Consider the following 15,466-nt stretch of genomic DNA (forward strand, 5'->3'; position numbering starts at 1 on the left):
GGCGACGCACTACCCTCGAGGCATGACGGGCCGCGTGCTCCTCTGCGCCGTGGCGATCCTGGTGTCGGGGTGCGCGTACACCGTCGCCGGCACCGCGACCCGGCCGGCGCCCGGCCTCGACGAGGATTCCCGGTCGCCCGTCGACGTCGACACCGTCCTGCTCGACCGCGCCCAGTTGCAGGCGATCACCGGTTCGGGCCCGGAGCTCACCGCCATTCCCGGCACGGAAAGCAAAGTACCGGTGGACATTCCGATGAACACCGGCTTCCTGCCCGAGGTGGTCGTGCGGGACGTGCCCTCCCAGTGCGAGTGGCTGTTCGCCGAGACGCAGGTGTTCGGCTCCGCGGTCGAGGAGTTCCACAAGACCATCTACCAGAATCCGGCGCGTGGCGCGCTCATCTCCCAGGCCGCCGCGGGGTACGTCGACCCTGCCACGGCGGCGGGCACCCTTACCGGTCTGACCCGGCGGATCGACGCCTGCGGCGACACCGATCAGGGACCCGTGCTGGTGGGCGAGGTCAGCGCGACCGACGATTCGGTGTCCATCCGCCCCGGCGGGTGCGGACGCGACTACCGGGTGAAGTCCGCGGTCATGATCGAGGTGACGTTCTGCTCGTTCCCCGACTCGGTGCCCGACATGGTGATGACCAACATCGCGAACAACGTGCCGGGCTAGCGCGCCGCAGTGATGGTCGCGCTGCCGAGCACCTCGTCGCCGTCGGGATCGGGACGGTAGAGCACCAGCGTTTGGCCGGGCGCGACGCCGCGCAGCGGGGCACGCAGGTCGACGGCGACCGACCCGTCGCCGACGCGGGCGACGGCGTCGGCGGTGCCGCCGTGGGCGCGGACCTGGACCACGCACTCCACCGGCCCCTCGGGCGCCGTCCCGGAGGTGTACACGGGCTTGTCGCCGAACAGGGAGGTGACCTCCAGGTCGGCGAGGTCGCCGACGTGCACGGTGCCGGTGTCGGCGTCGATGCCGGTGACGTAGCGGGGCCGGCCGTCCTGGCCCGGCCCCGGAATACCGAGCCCCTTGCGCTGACCGATCGTGAAACCGTGCACCCCGTCGTGCTCGGCGAGCACGGTACCGGCGGAATCCACCACGGACCCCGGACGCACGCCGATGCGGGCGCCCAGGAACGCCCTGGTGTCGCCGGAGGGGATGAAGCAGATGTCATGGCTGTCGGCCTTGGTGGCCACCGACAGTCCGCGGCGCGCGGCCTCCTCGCGGATCTGCGCTTTCGGGGTGTCCCCGATCGGGAACACCGCGTGCCGCAGCTGCTCGGCGGTCAGCACCGCGAGTACGTAGGACTGGTCCTTGTCGTGATCGACCGCGCGGCGCAGCCTCCCGTCGGACAGGCGCGCGTAGTGACCGGTGGCCAGCGCGTCGAAGCCGAGCGCCAGCGCCCGGGAAGCTAACGCGGAGAACTTGATCCGCTCGTTGCAGCGCACGCACGGATTCGGGGTCTCCCCGCGCGCGTAGGACGCGACGAAGTCGTCGATGACGTCCTCTTTGAAGCGGTCCGCGAAATCCCAGACGTAGAACGGGATGTCGAGGACGTCAGCGACCCGGCGCGCGTCGCCGGCATCCTCCTTCGAGCAGCATCCCCGCGATCCGGTGCGCAGGGTCCCCGGCGCGGACGACAGCGCCAGGTGGACGCCGGTGACGTCGTGTCCGGCGTCGACCATCCGCGCGGCGGCCACCGACGAATCGACGCCACCACTCATCGCGACCAGTACCCGCATGACTACGGCCGTCCTCCCGAGCTCGCCAGCGCCGCCTGCCGCGCGCGCTCCACCGCCGCGGGCAGCACTGCCAGGGCGGCGTCGACGTCGGCCTCGGTGCTGGTGTGCCCCAACGAGAACCGCAACGATCCGCGCGCGCTGGCCGGGTCTGCGCCCATGGCCGTGAGCACATGCGAGGGCTGGGCCACACCGGCGGTGCACGCCGAACCGGTCGAGCACTCGATTCCCTTGGCGTCCAACAACATCAGCAGGGAGTCACCTTCACAGCCGCGGAAGGTGAAGTGCGTGTTGCCGGGCAGCCGGCCGGCTCCGGTCGCGCCGTTGAGGTAGACGTCGTCGATGGTGGCGAGCACGCCGTCGATCAACCGGTCACGTAGCGTGCGCACCCGCGCCGCCGTGGCATCCATGGTCTCGACCGCGTCGCGCGCCGCAGCGGCCATGGCCACGACCCCAGCGACATCCTGGGTGCCGGAGCGCACATCGCGTTCCTGCCCGCCGCCGTGCAGCTGGGGCACACAGGCGGTGTCGCGGCGCAGCAGCAGGGCCCCCACACCGGTGGGTCCGCCGAACTTGTGCGCGGTGACACTCATCGCCGACAGGCCGCTGGCGGCGAAGTCGACCGGCACCTGCCCCACGGCCTGCACCGCGTCGCTGTGCATCGGGATGCCGAAGCCTGCGGCAACCTGCGCCAGTTCGGCGACGGGCATGATGGTGCCGACTTCGTTGTTGGCCCACATCACCGAGATCAGTGCGACATCGGCGGGGTCGCCGATCGCGGCCCGCAGCGCCCCAGGCGAAACCACCCCGTCGCGGTCGACCGGAATCCAGGTGACCTCGGCGCCTTCGTGCTCGACCAGCCACTCGACGGCGTCGAGCACCGCGTGATGTTCGACCGGCGTGGTGACGATGCGGCGGCGGGCGGGCTCGGCGTCACGCCGCGCCCAGAAGATGCCCTTGACGGCGAGGTTGTCGCTTTCGGTGCCCCCCGCGGTGAAGATCACTTCCGACGGCCGGGCGCCCAGCAGGTGGGCCAGCGTCTCGCGGGACTCCTCCAGCCTGCGGCGGGCCAGCCGGCCCGATCCGTGCAGCGAGGAGGCGTTCCCGACCGTCGACAACACAGCCGTCATCGCCTCGATGGCGGTCGGGCGCATCGGGGTGGTGGCAGCGTGGTCGAGATACACCGCGGGCGCAGTCACAACGATCCACAATAGCCGCCACCAGCGGGCGGCCCTGCTCAGGCGACCAGCGCGTGACCGTCACCGCACGCCGGAGCCGCCGGCGCGGCGGTGGGCGCCGGGGTGCCACGCACCGCAGCCTCGCAGCGCGCGGCCAGGTCCCGACGATCCTCGCCCGGCAGCTGCAGCGACTCGACCCGGACGTGGACGACGGTGCGCCGCGCGGTGACGAGCCGGCGGATCGACGTGAGCAGGCTGTCGTCGCCGATGTAGGACGCCACCGTCGACCTGCTGCCGTCGCGGTGGTGGTAGCTCAGCCGCAGTGGCTGCACCGGGCGGCCCGCGTCGATCGCGGCCTGGAACATGGCCGGCCGGAAGGGCCCGTACGCCAGTCCGCACCAGGTCGTGCCCTCGGGGAACGCGACCACGGTGCGCCCGGCGCGCAACCGGTCCGCGACGGCGCGCACCACCTCGGGCAGCCGGCGCAGATTGTCGCGGTCGATCGGGATGACCTTCATCATCCTGGCGAGCGTGCCCAGCCCGGGCCAGCCGACCATCTCCGCCTTGGCGACGAAGGCGCCCGGCATGACGGCGCCGATGGCGAAGATGTCCACCCAGGACACGTGCCCGCTGACCACCAGGACGCCGGGGAGGTTGCGGACCGGACCGCCGGAGACGGTGATCCTGATGCCCAGGCAGCGCAGCACCACGCGGCAGTACCGCCGCTGCAGGTGCGAGCGGCCCGGGAGCGGAACAGCCAGCAGCGGCAGCGTCGGCAGCAGCAGCATCGTCAGCGTCGCCCGCAGCGCGACCCGGAGCATCACCACGGGGCGTCGGCCGGCGGCTGCGGCGCCCGCCGCGATGCAGCCCGGGCCGCAGGAGGCCGCAGGCAGCCAGGCGTGGGTGCGCGTGCTCATCACGCGTCGACCGCCATGGCGGCGGCGCCGGCCGAGCGCAGCCTCGTCAGGTAGCGGATGTCGGCGCGGCGCTTGTCCAGCAGCGCCGGGAAGTCACCGACCCCGAAGTCGGGATCGTGGGCGGGTTCTCCGCAGACCTGGGCGCCCAGCCTGAGGTATCCGCGCATCAGCGGCGGCACCGACACCCGGGCCGGCGGGTCGATGTCGTCCAGCGAGCGGCCGTCGACCACCACGGGCCGGTAGGGCCGCACGGTGAGCTCGCGCGGCGCCGCGTGGCGGCGCATGACGAAGTCCCGCACGCCCCGCAGCCGGCTGCCCGCCGGTTCGGCGCCGGAGGGGTCGGCGACCGGCACCGAGACGCAGCCGGTCACGTAGTCGTAGCCGCAGCGGTCCAGGTAGGCCAGGATTCCTGCCCACATCATCAGCACGACCGCGCCGTTGCGGTGTCCGGCACGGACCACCGCACGGCCCATCTCGACCAGCGAGGGCCGCAGCGGGTCGAGCGCCGAGACGTCGAATTCGGTGGCGGTGTAAAGGCCGCCCGCGGCGATCGCGCCGGGCGGGGGCAGCATCCGGTAGCACCCGACGAGTTGGCCGGTGTGGTCGTCGCGGACCAGCAGATGGTCGCAGTACTCGTCGAACCGGTCGGCGTCCAGACCGGGGCGGCCGCGCTCGGCCAGCGTGAACCCGGGTTCGGAGGTGAACACGTCGTGGCGCAGCCGTTGCGCGGCCTCGATGGAGGCGGCGTCGGTGCAGAGCAGAAGCGAGTAGCGGGGGTGGGCGGCTGCGGAGCTGTCGGGATCGCTGGCGATGAGTACAGAAGCAGTGCTCATAGCCTGCACGGTCGCCTAGGCGATCGGCGCGACGGCAATCGGTGCGTGACGTGTTCGTGAGCGGTGAGTGACGGTTCGGGGGCGCGTGCCCGACCGGAGAGGCCCGACAGGGACGGCCCGGCAAGGCGAAAGGCCCCCGTCCCCATTGGGGACGAGGGCCTCACGCGGGTGCCTCGCGGCGATCAGCCCTTGCGGGCCTTGATCGCGTCGGTCAGCTGCGGGGTGACCTTGAACAGGTCACCGACGATGCCGAGGTCGGCGATCTCGAAGATCGGCGCCTCTTCGTCCTTGTTGACCGCGATGATCGTCTTGGACGTCTGCATACCGGCGCGGTGCTGGATCGCACCGGAGATGCCCAGCGCGATGTAGAGCTGCGGCGAGACGGTCTTGCCGGTCTGGCCGACCTGGAACTGGCCCGGGTAGTAGCCGGAGTCCACCGCCGCGCGGGAGGCGCCGACCGCGCCGCCGAGCGAATCGGCCAACTGCTCGACGACGCCGAAGTTCTCGGCACTGCCCACACCGCGGCCGCCGGAGACGACGACGGTCGCCTCGGTCAGCTCGGGGCGGTCACCCGCGACGGCGGGTTCCCGCTTGGTGATCTTGGTGGCGTTCTCGGCGGGAGCCGGCACCTCGACGGTGACGACCTCGCCGGCGCCGTCGGACGGCTCGGCCTCGATCGCGCCGGGGCGCACGGTGATCACCGGGGTGTCGCCGACGGCCTCGGCCTCGACGGTGTAGGCGCCGCCGAAGATCGAGTGGATCGCCTTGCCGCCCTCGCGGACCTCGACGACATCGCTGAGGATGCCCGCGCCGATGCGCGCGGCCAGCCGGCCGGCGACCTCCTTGCCGTCGGCGCTGGAGGCCAGGATGACGGCCGCGGGCGTCGCGGTCTCGGCCAGCGAGGCCAGCACGTCGACGTACGGGGTGATCAGGTAGTTCTCGGCGTCGTCGGACTCGGCGACGTAGATCTTCGCCGCGCCGGCTGCCTTGAGGCCGTCCACGAGGGGCTCGGCGGTGCCGGGCTTGCCCACCACGACGGCGGACGGTTCGCCCAGCGAGCGGGCGGCGGTGATCAGTTCGGCGGTGACCTTCTTCAGCGCACCTTCGGCGTGCTCGACGAGCACGAGTACTTCAGCCATGGGTTCGTTGCCTCTGAGTTGTGGGGGTGGATGAGAGTTGGGGACTACACGATTTTTTGAGCGACCAGGTACTCGGCGATCTTCGTGCCGCCCTCGCCCTCGTCGGTGACCTTCTCGCCCGCGGTCTTGGGCGGCTTCGGCGTCGACGACAGCACCTTGGAACCGGCGTTGGCGACGCCGACCTCATCGGACTCCACACCGATCTCGGCGAGCGTCAGCTTGGTCACTTCCTTCTTCTTCGCGGCCATGATGCCCTTGAAGGACGGGAAGCGCGGCTCGTTGATCTTCTCGTTGACGCTGACCACGGCGGGCAGCGACGCCTCGAGGGTGAACACGCCGTCGTCGGTCTCGCGCTCGCCGGTGACCTTGCCGTTCTCCACAGTGAGCTTGCGCACATGCGTCAGCTGCGGCAGCCCGAGGTACTCGGCGATGATCGCAGGCACGGCGCCACCGGTCCCGTCGGTGGCCTCGTTGCCGGCGATGACCAGCTCGGTGCCCTCGATGGTGCCGAGGGCACGGGCCAGCGCCCAGCCCGTCTGCACCATGTCCGAACCGTGCAGGCCCTCGTCGACCAGGTGCACCGCCTTGTCCGCACCCATGGACAGCGCCTTGCGGATGGCCTCGGTGGCCCGCTCCGGGCCGGCCGTCAGCACGGTGACAGTGCTGTCGCCGCCCTCACGCTCCTTGATCAGCAACGCTTCCTCGACCGCGCGCTCGTTGATCTCGTCGAGCACGGCGTCGGCGGCCTCACGGTCGAGGGTCCAGTCGCCCTCGGACAGCTTGCGCTCGGACCATGTGTCGGGAACTTGTTTGATCAGAACCACGATGTTCGTCATGACTGCAGCTCGTCCTTCTCGAAGGGGCCGGTGACCGGCCCGCCTTATCACGTTTGGAGCTCTCACCCCGAGGTTACCAGTGGGTAACTTAAGGCGGTTCGCAAAAACACCATAGCTGGTCGAAGTTTGCGTTCTCGCCCGCCGGGGTCCGATGAACTGTTCGTCATCGCTCGGTTACGGGTTAGCCTGCCTCCGATGAGCGCACACGTGACCCACTCAGCGGTTGAGACGCAGCCGGCTGACGCCCCCATGGCGCTGACGGGTGAGCGGACCGTCCCCGGTATCGCCGAGGAGAACTACTGGTTCCGTCGGCATGAGGTCGTGTACCGCCGCCTGCTGGACCAGTGCCGCGACCGTGACGTGCTCGAGGCGGGCTGCGGTGAGGGCTACGGCGCCGACTTGATCGCCGACGTCGCCCGCCGGGTGATCGGCCTCGACTACGACGAGTCGGCGGTGGCGCACGTCCGGGCCCGCTATCCGCGCGTCGACATGCGCCACGGCAACCTCGCCGAGTTGCCGCTGGCCGCCGAGTCGGTGGACGTCGTGGTCAACTTCCAGGTGATCGAGCATCTCTGGGACCAGGGCCAGTTCGTCGCCGAGTGCCGCCGGGTGCTGCGCCCCGGCGGGCTGCTGCTGATGTCCACGCCCAACCGCATCACCTTCTCCCCCGGCCGCGACACCCCGGTCAACCCGTTCCACACCAGGGAACTCAATGCCGCGGAACTGACCGAACTGCTCGCGGATGCCGGGCTGAGCGTGGAATCGATGCTGGGGGTGTTCCACGGTCCCCGGCTCGCCGAGCTGGACGCGCGCCACGGCGGCTCGATCATCGATGCGCAGATCGCCCGCGCGCTCGCCGATGCGCCGTGGCCGGCCGAACTGCTCGCCGACATAGAGTCGGTCACCGTCGACGACTTCGAGATCACCGACGGCCGGGACATCGACGACAGCCTGGATCTGGTCGCGATCGCGGTGCGGTCGTGAGCGCAGCGAAGCCCGTACCCGGGCTGTTCACCTTCGTCCTGCACACCCATCTGCCGTGGCTGGCCCACCACGGCCGCTGGCCGGTCGGCGAGGAATGGCTCTACCAGTCCTGGTCGGCGTCGTACCTGCCGCTGGTGCGGGTGCTGCGCACCCTGGCCGACGAGGATCGGCAGCACCTGGTCACCCTCGGCGTCACCCCGGTGGTGGCCGCCCAGCTCGACGATCCCTACTGCCTCCAGGGCATGCATCACTGGCTGGCCAACTGGCGGCTGCGCGCCGGCGAAGCCGCGACCACCCGCACGGCGTCCGGCCCGTCACCGGCATCGGAGCCGGAGGCGTTGCGCCGCTTCGGTTCCCGTGAGCAAGCCGAGGCCGATCGCGAGCTCGCCGAGTTCGAGACGCTGTGGCGGCACGGTGGCAGCCCGGTGCTGCGGGACCTCATCGACGGGCGCGTCATCGAACTGCTCGGCGGCCCGTTGGCGCACCCGTTCCAGCCGTTGCTCAATCCGCGTCTGCGCGAGTTCGCCCTGCGCGAGGGGCTGGCCGACGCCGAGCAGCGCGTCGCGCACCGCCCAGCCGGGATCTGGGCGCCGGAGTGTGCCTACGCACCGGGCATGGAGATCGACTTCGCCGCCGCCGGGGTGGGCCACTTCATGGTCGACGGCCCCTCCCTGCACGGCGACACCGCGCTCGGTCGCCCGGTCGGCGACTCCGACGTCGTCGCGTTCGGCCGCGATCTGGCCGTCAGTTACCGGGTGTGGTCCCCGAAGTCCGGCTATCCCGGACACGCCGCCTACCGCGACTTCCACACCTACGACCATGCCACCGGCCTGAAATCGGCTCGGGTGACCGGTCGTAACGTGCCGTCGGAGGCGAAGGCGCCCTACGATCCCGAGCGGGCGGCGGCCGCCGTCGACGGCCACGTCGCCGACTTCGTCGCCACCGTGCGGGAACGGCTGATCAACGAGAGCGCCCGGATCGGCAGGCCCGCTCACGTCATCGCCGCCTTCGACACCGAGTTGTTCGGTCACTGGTGGCACGAGGGACCGCTCTGGCTGGAGAAGGTGCTGCGGGCCCTGCCGGAAGCGGGTGTGCGCGTCGGCACGCTCACCGACGCGCTCACCGAGGGTTACGTCGGCGCCCCGGTCCAATTACCGCCCAGCTCATGGGGTTCCGGCAAGGACTGGCAGGTGTGGGCGGGCGATCAGGTGGCCGATCTGGTGCGGCTGAACACCGAGGTCGTCGACACGGCGCTCAGCACGGTGGACAAGGCACTGGCCCACGCGGCCGCGCGGGGTGCGCCGGGGCCCCGGATGTTCGTCGCCGACCAGATCCTGCGGGAAACGCTGCTGACCGTGTCCAGCGACTGGCCGTTCATGGTCAGCAAGGACTCGGCGGCCGACTACGCGCGCTACCGGGCGCACCTGCACGCGCACGCCACCCGCGAGATCGCCGATGCGCTGGCGTCGGGCCGCACCGAGCAGGCGCAGCGCCTCGCGCAGGGCTGGAACCGCGCCGACGGGTTGTTCGGCGCGCTGGACGCGCGGAGACTGCCGAGCGCGTGACGATGAAAGTCCTTCTGGTGTCTTGGGAATTCCCGCCGGTGGTCATCGGCGGGCTGGGCCGGCACGTGCACCATCTGGCGACCGAACTCGCCGCAGCGGGCCACGACGTCGTGGTGCTCAGCCGCAGGCCCACGGGCACCGACCCGGCGACGCACCCCACCACCGACGAGGTCAGCGACGGAGTGCGGGTGATCGCGGCCGCGGAGGATCCGCACGAGTTCGCCTTCGGCACCGACATGATGGCGTGGACGCTGGCCATGGGGCACGCGATGGTCCGGGCCGGCCTGATGCTCGGCGATTGGCGGCCCGACGTGGTGCACGCGCACGACTGGCTGGTCGCCCACCCCGCCGTGGCGCTGGCCCAGTTCTTCGACGTGCCGTTGGTCTCCACCATCCATGCCACCGAGGCGGGCCGGCATTCGGGATGGGTGTCGGGTCCGGTCAGCCGCCAGGTGCATGCGCTCGAGTCCTGGCTGGTGCACGAATCCGACTCTCTCATCGCCTGTTCGGCGTCGATGCGCGACGAGATCACCGCGCTGTTCGGCCCCGGGCTGTCCGAGATCTGCGTCATCCGCAACGGAATCGACACCGCCGGTTGGCCGTTCGCGCCCCGCCGGGCGCATTCGGGTCCCGCCGAGCTGCTGTACTTCGGCCGCCTGGAGTACGAGAAGGGCGTGCACGACGCCATCGCCGCGCTGCCACGCATCCGGCGCACCCACCCGGGGACGACGCTGACCATCGCCGGCGACGGCACCCAGCTGGCGTTCCTCACGGCGCAGGCCCGAAAGCACAAGGTGCTCAAGGCAACGAACTTCGTCGGCCTCGTCGATCACGCGCAGCTGCTGGCCCTGCTGCACCGGGCGGACGCCGCCGTGCTGCCGTCGCGCTACGAGCCGTTCGGCATCGTCGCGCTCGAGGCCGCTGCCGCCGGCGTGCCGCTGGTCGCGTCCAGCGCGGGCGGTCTCGGCGAAGCCGTGATCGACGGGACCACCGGCCGGTCGTTCCCGCCCGGCGATGTGGCCGCCCTCGCGGCCGCCGTGCGTGCCGTGCTCGACGCGCCCGCGGCCGCCCAGGGTGCCGCGACGGCCGCGCGCGAGCGGCTCACGTCCGAATTCGCCTGGCGCACCGTCGCCGAGGAGACGGCGCAGGTGTACCTCGGCGCGAAGCGGGGCGAGCGCAGGCCGCAGCCCCGCAGGCCGATCGCGGAGCGGGCGCTGCCCGGCCTGTGACCGTCAGCGAGACGCCTTCTTGCGTTCGATGTCGGCCAGCGCGGCGGCCAGTTCCGCGCGCTTGGCCGCCGAGGTCTCCCACGACACCTTGCGGTTCTTGACCACCTTCGCCGGCGCACCGACCGCGATCGAGAAGTCCGGGATGTCCCCGCGCACCACCGCGTGCGAACCGAGCACACAGCCCCGCCCGATCGTGGTGTTTCGCAGCACGCTGACCTTCACACCCACCCACGTGTCGGGCCCGATCCGCACCGGGCCCTTGATGATGCCCTGGTCCTTGATCGGCAGCTCGATGTTGTCCATCCGGTGGTCGAAATCGCAGATGTAGCACCAGTCGGCCATCAGCACCGAATCCCCGAGCTCGATGTCGAGGTAGGTGTTGATGACGTTGTCGCGGCCGAGCACCACCTTGTCGCCGATCCGCAGCGAGCCCTCGTGACAGCGGATCGTGTTCTTGTCGCCGATGTGCACCCAGCGGCCGATCTCCATCTGGCTCAACTCCGGGGTCGCCTGGATTTCGACGCCCTTGCCCAGGAACACCATGCCGCGGGTGATGATGTGCGGATTGGCCAGCTTGAACTTCAGCAGCCGCCAGTAGCGCACCAGGTACCACGGGGTGTACGCCCGGTTGGCCAGCACCCATCGCAGCGATGCCAGAGTGAGGAAGTTCGCCTGCCGCGGATCGCGCAGGCGCGACCCGCGCCAGCGCTTGTGCAACGGCGCGCCCCACATCGTCGTCATGGCCGGAAAGCCTACGCGAGGACAGAGGCAGCGAGCGGTTACCCTCACGTGGGCTCGACGTACACCGCGACCAGAAGGGATCCCGTGTTCCGGCGAATCTTCGTGCTGGCCACCACCGTGCTGATCGCGGGCGCGCTGGCCGGCTGCGGGAGCACCGATTCCTGGGTGCAGTCCCGCGCCGCGTCGGGCTGGGCCGCCCAGTACGGCGATGCCGCCAACAGCAGTTCCTCCCCGGTGTCGGGTGCCGACACGCTGCGGCTGGAGTGGATGCGCTCGGTCAAGGGCGACCTCGGCGCGCAGGCTGCGCTCGGCTCGGGCAACTATCTCGCGGTCAACGCGCAGACCGCCGGCGGATGTTCGCTGATGGTTTGGGAGTCGAACAACCGTGCGCGGCAACGCTGGTGCACGCGGCTCTACCAGGGCGGCGGCCTGGCGAGTCCTCTTTTCGACGGCTTCGACAACCTCTACGTCGGGCAGCCGGGGCTCGTGATGTCCTTCCCGGTGACGCAGTGGGCCCGCTGGCGGAAACCGGTGATCGGCATGCCGATGACGATGCGGTTCCTGGATCCGGGCATGCTGCTGGTCGTCACCCACCTGGGCCAGGTGCTGGTGTTCGATTCCCACCGCGGCACCGTGGCGGGCAGCGCGATGGACCTGGTGGCCGGGGTGAACCCGCGCGACTCCGAACGCGGCCTGCAGGACTGCAGGCTGGGCGGGCCGGCCTGCCCCGTCGCCGCCGCACCGGCGTACTCCGATGCGTCGAAGGTCATCGTGCTGACGGTGTGGGAACCGGGCGCCGAGGCGCCCGTGCTGGTCGGCCTGCGCTACCGGCCCGGGCAGACACCGCTGATCACCCGCGAATGGACCAGCGACGCGGTGGGACGCGGCCCGCTGGCCAGCCCCGTGCTCTCCGCGGACGGCGCCACGGCGTACGTCAACGGCCGCGACGAGCGGCTCTGGGCGATCAACACCGACGACGGCTCCGCGAAGTGGTCGATGCCGCTGGACTATCTGGCCCAGACACCGCCCTCGGTATCCCCCGACGGGCTGATCGTGGCCGGCGGCGGTCCGGGTGCCCGGCTGACCGCGATCCGCGACACCGGCGACGGTCCGGAGAAGGTGTGGAGCCGCGACGACGTGTCCCCGCTGTCCACGGCGAGCCTGGCCGGCGTCGGCTACACCGTGGCCGCGGACGGCGATGGTATGGCGCTGACGGTTTTCGCCCTCGGCGACGGACACATCGTGAACACCTACCGGTTACCGGGAGCCACCGGTTGGCCGGTCGGGGTGTCGGTCGGACACGACCGCAGGGTCGTCACCGCGACCAGCGACGGCCGGGTGTACGGCTTCGCGCCGGCTTAGGCGAGCATCGCCGCGACGGCCGAGCGGGGCACGGTCGCCTGCAGCGCACCGCCGGCGCCGCCCATGACCTCACCCTGACCGAAGAAGAAGATGATCGAGTCGTCGGTCAGGGCGAACTCTGAGTACTTCGAGGGGTCGAGCCCGTCCGCCGCGGCGATCGGGGCCTCGACCCCCAGTTGGCGCGACACCTCGGACTGCACGATCGGGAAGATCACGTCCACGGGCCGGGTGCCGGGCCTGAACAACGAGTCGAACGTGATGGGCGCCTTCTTGACGACGTCCCAGTTGAACGCCTTGTACCAGGTCTGCGGGTGCGCGCCGCCGACGTTCTCGTACACCTCGAACACCACGCTGCGCGTGCCGCCCTCATCCGGCCCGGCGCGGTAGCCCGTTCCCTTTCCGTCGAGCACGTACGGCAGATTCCACGAACCCGGCATCTCCGCCACGTTGACGAAGCCATCCCGGGTCTGGGTCAGATAGGCGATCAGCGCCTGCTGGTCGGGATAGTCGGCCGGGAAGATGTAGTCGAGGGTGTAGGTCTTGTTCTCCACGTGGACGTGACAGATCTGCTCGGCGTCCACGGTGCCGCCGAGGTCGGCGCACGCCGGCTGCGCGGCGGCCGCAGGCGTGGCGCCCCAGCCGGCCAGCACACCGGCGGCCAGGAGAGCAGCGGCGAGTTTACGCATCGTCAACAGTCCTCAGGATTCGGCGCCACAGGTGCGACGGCGCATGGTCGGATGTCCGCCAGGGTACGTGAGCGATCACCGTGACGGACGACATATGAATGCCGTTGCCCGGCTTGCCGCCCCGGAACCGAGGCGGGTGATGACGACCGAAGCGCGGTCGTCTCCGCGCAGCCGCAGCCGGGTGCGCAACGCGTCGGGGCCCACGTCGACACCGCGGACCAGGATTTCCAACGCCCCCACCGCCCGCGCCGAAAGCGCCTGCCGCAGGTGGCGTTCGCTGTAGGGAAGCTGTTCGAGCACCTCGAAGCCGCGTACTCCGTCAGGCAGCCGGTCACCGGACAGATACGCGATGTCGGGGTCGATCTGCCACAGACCGTGCCGGGCCGCGTAGTGACGCACCAGGCCGGCCCGCACGACGGCGCCGTCCGGGTCGATCAGCCACCGGCCGGCCGGCGCCACGTCGCAGTCGTCGGGCTCGGTGTCGGTGAGCTGCTCACCGGTGTCGAGCACCGTCGCGCGGCGGCGGACCCCGGCCGTGGTCAGCCCGGCCGACCACAGACAGGCTTCGCGCACGCTTCCCGACAGTGAGGTGACCTCGATCTCCCCGTCGAAACCCAGTTCGGCCATCATCGCGAAATCGATTCCCGGAGCGCATTTCACCACGTGATCGCGGCCTGCCAGCGCGACCAGGAGCTCGTCGAGCGGCGGCTGGTAGGCGCGCGGATCGAATCGGCGCTTGGCGCCGCTGCGCCGCGCCGGGTCCACCACGACCACGGCGTTCCCGGTGACGGGACGCAGCGCGTCGGCCCGGCAGAGCACCACCTGGGCACCCACGTTGTGCCGGGCCATCGCCAGCCGTACCGGATCGAGGTCGCTGCCCACCACGTACGCGGCCGAATTCCGCAGCGCCACAAGCTCGGAACCGATCGAGCAGGTGGCGTCGTGCACCGTCGCCCCGGCCAGCCGCCGCGCGCGATGCGCGGCCACCGGCCCCGCGGTGGCCTGCTGCAGGGCCTCGTCGGTGAACAACCACTCCGATGCGTCGGTGAACTTCGCCGCGGCCCGGCGCCGCAGCTGCACGGTCTCCACCAGCACCGCGGCACGGTCGCCGAATCGCGTTCTCACCGAACCGATGTCGGCGACCAGGGTGGCGGTGCCGAGTGCGAGCCGGCCGACCTCGGCCAGAGCGAGCCGCCCGGCATCGCTGCGCAGAAAGCTCACATCGTCGAGGCCGAAGGCTACGACGGCGTGCCGCCCGGCTTGACCCCCGTCACCATGACGTTGTAGAACCAGCCCTTCGGCACCACTCGCCGCCACACGGTGGAGTCCACCCATGACAGCGTGGTCCAGCTGGTGAACGCGAATCTGGCCCAGCCCCAACCGAGCCGGCCCGGCGGCACTGCCGCCTCGAACGTCCGGATCGGCCAGCCCAGCATCGCGGCCGTGAATTCCTCACTGGCCGTGCGGATCTCGACCGCGCCGGCGTTGGCGGCCATCTGCTCGAGATCGCCGGGATCGAAGGTGTGCAGGTCGACGACGGCCTCCAGCGCTGCCGCGCGCGAGGATTCGTCGAGTTCGGCCTGCGGGCGGCGCCACTGCGAGAGCATCGGCAGCTTGGTCACGTTGGTCGCGACCTGCCAGGTCAGCGTCGAGAGCTCCCGGGCGTAACGGTTGCCGACCGTGGTCGGCTCGCCGGCGAAGACGAATCGGCCGCCCGGCTTGAGCACGCGCACGACCTCGCGCAGCGACAGTTCCACGTCGGGGATGTGGTGCAGCACGGCATGGCCGACCACCAGATCGAAGGTGTTGTCGTCGTACGGGATGCCCTCGGCATCGGCGACCCGCCCGTCGACGTCCAGGCCGAGACCCTGCCCGTTGCGGGTGGCCACCTTGACCATGCCCGGCGACAGGTCGGTGACGGACCCGCGGCGCGCCACCCCCGCCTGGATCAGGTTGAGCAGGAAGAAACCGGTGCCGCAGCCCAGTTCCAGTGCGCGGTCGTAGGGCAGTTCGCGCTGCACCTCGTCGGGCACCGCCGCGTCGAAGCGGCCACGGGCGTAGTCGACGCACCGCTGGTCGTAGGAGATCGACCACTTCTCGTCGTAGGTCTCGGCCTCCCAGTCGTGGTAGAGCACCTGGGCGAGCTTGGAGTCGTGCATCGCGGCTTCGACCTGCTCCTTGGTCGCGCGCGGCGTCGGAGCCGGGTCGGCGACATCTGGGTGAGCGCCGGGTTCCTTCGTTTCCGTCATGCAG

15 protein-coding genes are annotated in these 15,466 nt (G+C 70.9%); 5 read left to right on the forward strand and 10 right to left on the reverse strand.

The annotated features are described in order from the left end of the window. Positions 1–22: 22 nt before the first annotated feature. Positions 23–676, forward strand: a complete 654-nt coding sequence (locus tag G6N45_RS22690; protein ID WP_163725042.1) for a sensor domain-containing protein — start codon at positions 23–25, stop codon at positions 674–676. Here G6N45_RS22690 and mnmA read toward each other — a convergent pair. The 6 genes from mnmA to G6N45_RS22720 form a co-directional block, all read right to left on the reverse strand. After that, positions 673–1,746, reverse strand: a complete 1,074-nt coding sequence (mnmA, locus tag G6N45_RS22695; RefSeq protein ID WP_163725045.1) for a tRNA 2-thiouridine(34) synthase MnmA — start codon at positions 1,744–1,746, stop codon at positions 673–675. The two genes, G6N45_RS22690 and mnmA, sit on opposite strands and share 4 nt — an antisense overlap. 2 nt (positions 1,747–1,748) lie before the next feature. Then, positions 1,749–2,942, reverse strand: a complete 1,194-nt coding sequence (locus G6N45_RS22700) for a cysteine desulfurase family protein (RefSeq protein ID WP_163725048.1) — start codon at positions 2,940–2,942, stop codon at positions 1,749–1,751. Between the two features lie 38 nt (positions 2,943–2,980). Continuing rightward, positions 2,981–3,838, reverse strand: a complete 858-nt coding sequence (locus G6N45_RS22705) for a lysophospholipid acyltransferase family protein (RefSeq protein ID WP_163725051.1) — start codon at positions 3,836–3,838, stop codon at positions 2,981–2,983. Then, on the reverse strand, positions 3,838–4,671 hold the full coding sequence (locus tag G6N45_RS22710; protein WP_163725054.1) for a GNAT family N-acetyltransferase: 834 nt from the start codon (positions 4,669–4,671) through the stop codon (positions 3,838–3,840). The genes G6N45_RS22705 and G6N45_RS22710 overlap by 1 nt, the downstream gene beginning before the upstream one ends. A 182-nt stretch (positions 4,672–4,853) precedes the next feature. Next, positions 4,854–5,810: an electron transfer flavoprotein subunit alpha/FixB family protein gene (locus G6N45_RS22715; protein ID WP_163725057.1), complete on the reverse strand. Its 957-nt coding sequence runs from the start codon at positions 5,808–5,810 to the stop codon at positions 4,854–4,856. Positions 5,811–5,854: 44 nt separating this feature from the next. Beyond that, a complete protein-coding gene (locus G6N45_RS22720; protein ID WP_043407396.1) occupies positions 5,855–6,646 on the reverse strand; it encodes an electron transfer flavoprotein subunit beta/FixA family protein in 792 nt (263 codons plus the stop codon). A 195-nt stretch (positions 6,647–6,841) separates the two neighbouring features. Between G6N45_RS22720 and G6N45_RS22725 the strand changes: the two genes are divergently transcribed. From G6N45_RS22725 to G6N45_RS22735, 3 genes are read left to right on the forward strand one after another with little or no spacing between them, the layout of a single operon-like run. Next, the gene (locus G6N45_RS22725) at positions 6,842–7,630 is read left to right on the forward strand and encodes a class I SAM-dependent methyltransferase (RefSeq protein ID WP_179965223.1); all 789 of its coding nucleotides are present in this window, start codon (positions 6,842–6,844) and stop codon (positions 7,628–7,630) included. Beyond that, positions 7,627–9,195 carry a 1,4-alpha-glucan branching protein domain-containing protein gene (locus G6N45_RS22730; RefSeq protein WP_163725062.1) on the forward strand — a complete coding sequence of 523 codons (1,569 nt, stop codon included), beginning with the start codon at positions 7,627–7,629 and terminating at the stop codon, positions 9,193–9,195. The genes G6N45_RS22725 and G6N45_RS22730 overlap by 4 nt, the downstream gene beginning before the upstream one ends. 2 nt (positions 9,196–9,197) lie before the next feature. After that, positions 9,198–10,424 (forward strand): glycosyltransferase family 4 protein, encoded by a 1,227-nt coding sequence (locus G6N45_RS22735; protein WP_163728910.1) that lies wholly within the window; start codon positions 9,198–9,200, stop codon positions 10,422–10,424. Between the two features lie 3 nt (positions 10,425–10,427). On the opposite strand, the gene G6N45_RS22740 is transcribed toward G6N45_RS22735, so the two are convergent. Further along, complete coding sequence (locus G6N45_RS22740) at positions 10,428–11,165, reverse strand: acyltransferase (RefSeq protein WP_048418068.1); 738 nt, start codon at positions 11,163–11,165, stop codon at positions 10,428–10,430. Between the two features lie 84 nt (positions 11,166–11,249). Between G6N45_RS22740 and G6N45_RS22745 the strand changes: the two genes are divergently transcribed. Beyond that, entirely contained in the window at positions 11,250–12,527 is a 1,278-nt protein-coding gene (locus G6N45_RS22745; RefSeq protein ID WP_163725065.1) for a BamB-related PQQ repeat family beta-propellar protein, read from the forward strand. Here the strand turns inward: G6N45_RS22745 and G6N45_RS22750 are convergent. The 3 genes from G6N45_RS22750 to G6N45_RS22760 all read right to left on the reverse strand — a co-directional run bounded on the left by G6N45_RS22750 (position 12,524) and on the right by G6N45_RS22760 (position 15,462). Next, positions 12,524–13,213, reverse strand: coding sequence for an esterase (locus G6N45_RS22750; RefSeq protein WP_163725066.1), 690 nt, complete (start codon positions 13,211–13,213; stop codon positions 12,524–12,526). The two genes, G6N45_RS22745 and G6N45_RS22750, sit on opposite strands and share 4 nt — an antisense overlap. Before the next feature lie 75 nt (positions 13,214–13,288). Further along, complete coding sequence (locus G6N45_RS22755) at positions 13,289–14,530, reverse strand: THUMP-like domain-containing protein (protein ID WP_246228766.1); 1,242 nt, start codon at positions 14,528–14,530, stop codon at positions 13,289–13,291. After that, positions 14,452–15,462, reverse strand: a complete 1,011-nt coding sequence (locus G6N45_RS22760) for a class I SAM-dependent methyltransferase (protein WP_163725072.1) — start codon at positions 15,460–15,462, stop codon at positions 14,452–14,454. Before G6N45_RS22760 ends, G6N45_RS22755 begins: the two co-directional genes overlap by 79 nt. Between the last annotated feature and the right edge of the window lie 4 nt (positions 15,463–15,466).

It is taken from the genome of Mycolicibacterium psychrotolerans (assembly GCF_010729305.1).
GTDB lineage: Bacteria > Actinomycetota > Actinomycetes > Mycobacteriales > Mycobacteriaceae > Mycobacterium > Mycobacterium psychrotolerans.

Bases quoted from the DNA above. Each gene is read 5' to 3' on its own strand.
- G6N45_RS22740 (WP_048418068.1), bottom strand. From the start codon at position 11,165: ATGACGACGATGTGGGGCGCGCCGTTGCACAAGCGCTGGCGCGGGTCG.
- G6N45_RS22750 (WP_163725066.1), bottom strand. From the start codon at position 13,213: ATGCGTAAACTCGCCGCTGCTCTCCTGGCCGCCGGTGTGCTGGCCGGC.
- mnmA (WP_163725045.1), bottom strand. From the start codon at position 1,746: ATGCGGGTACTGGTCGCGATGAGTGGTGGCGTCGATTCGTCGGTGGCC.
- G6N45_RS22715 (WP_163725057.1), bottom strand. From the start codon at position 5,810: ATGGCTGAAGTACTCGTGCTCGTCGAGCACGCCGAAGGTGCGCTGAAG.
- G6N45_RS22690 (WP_163725042.1), top strand. From the start codon at position 23: ATGACGGGCCGCGTGCTCCTCTGCGCCGTGGCGATCCTGGTGTCGGGG.
- G6N45_RS22710 (WP_163725054.1), bottom strand. From the start codon at position 4,671: ATGAGCACTGCTTCTGTACTCATCGCCAGCGATCCCGACAGCTCCGCA.
- G6N45_RS22760 (WP_163725072.1), bottom strand. From the start codon at position 15,462: ATGACGGAAACGAAGGAACCCGGCGCTCACCCAGATGTCGCCGACCCG.
- G6N45_RS22720 (WP_043407396.1), bottom strand. From the start codon at position 6,646: ATGACGAACATCGTGGTTCTGATCAAACAAGTTCCCGACACATGGTCC.
- G6N45_RS22735 (WP_163728910.1), top strand. From the start codon at position 9,198: ATGAAAGTCCTTCTGGTGTCTTGGGAATTCCCGCCGGTGGTCATCGGC.
- G6N45_RS22705 (WP_163725051.1), bottom strand. From the start codon at position 3,838: ATGAGCACGCGCACCCACGCCTGGCTGCCTGCGGCCTCCTGCGGCCCG.
- G6N45_RS22725 (WP_179965223.1), top strand. From the start codon at position 6,842: ATGAGCGCACACGTGACCCACTCAGCGGTTGAGACGCAGCCGGCTGAC.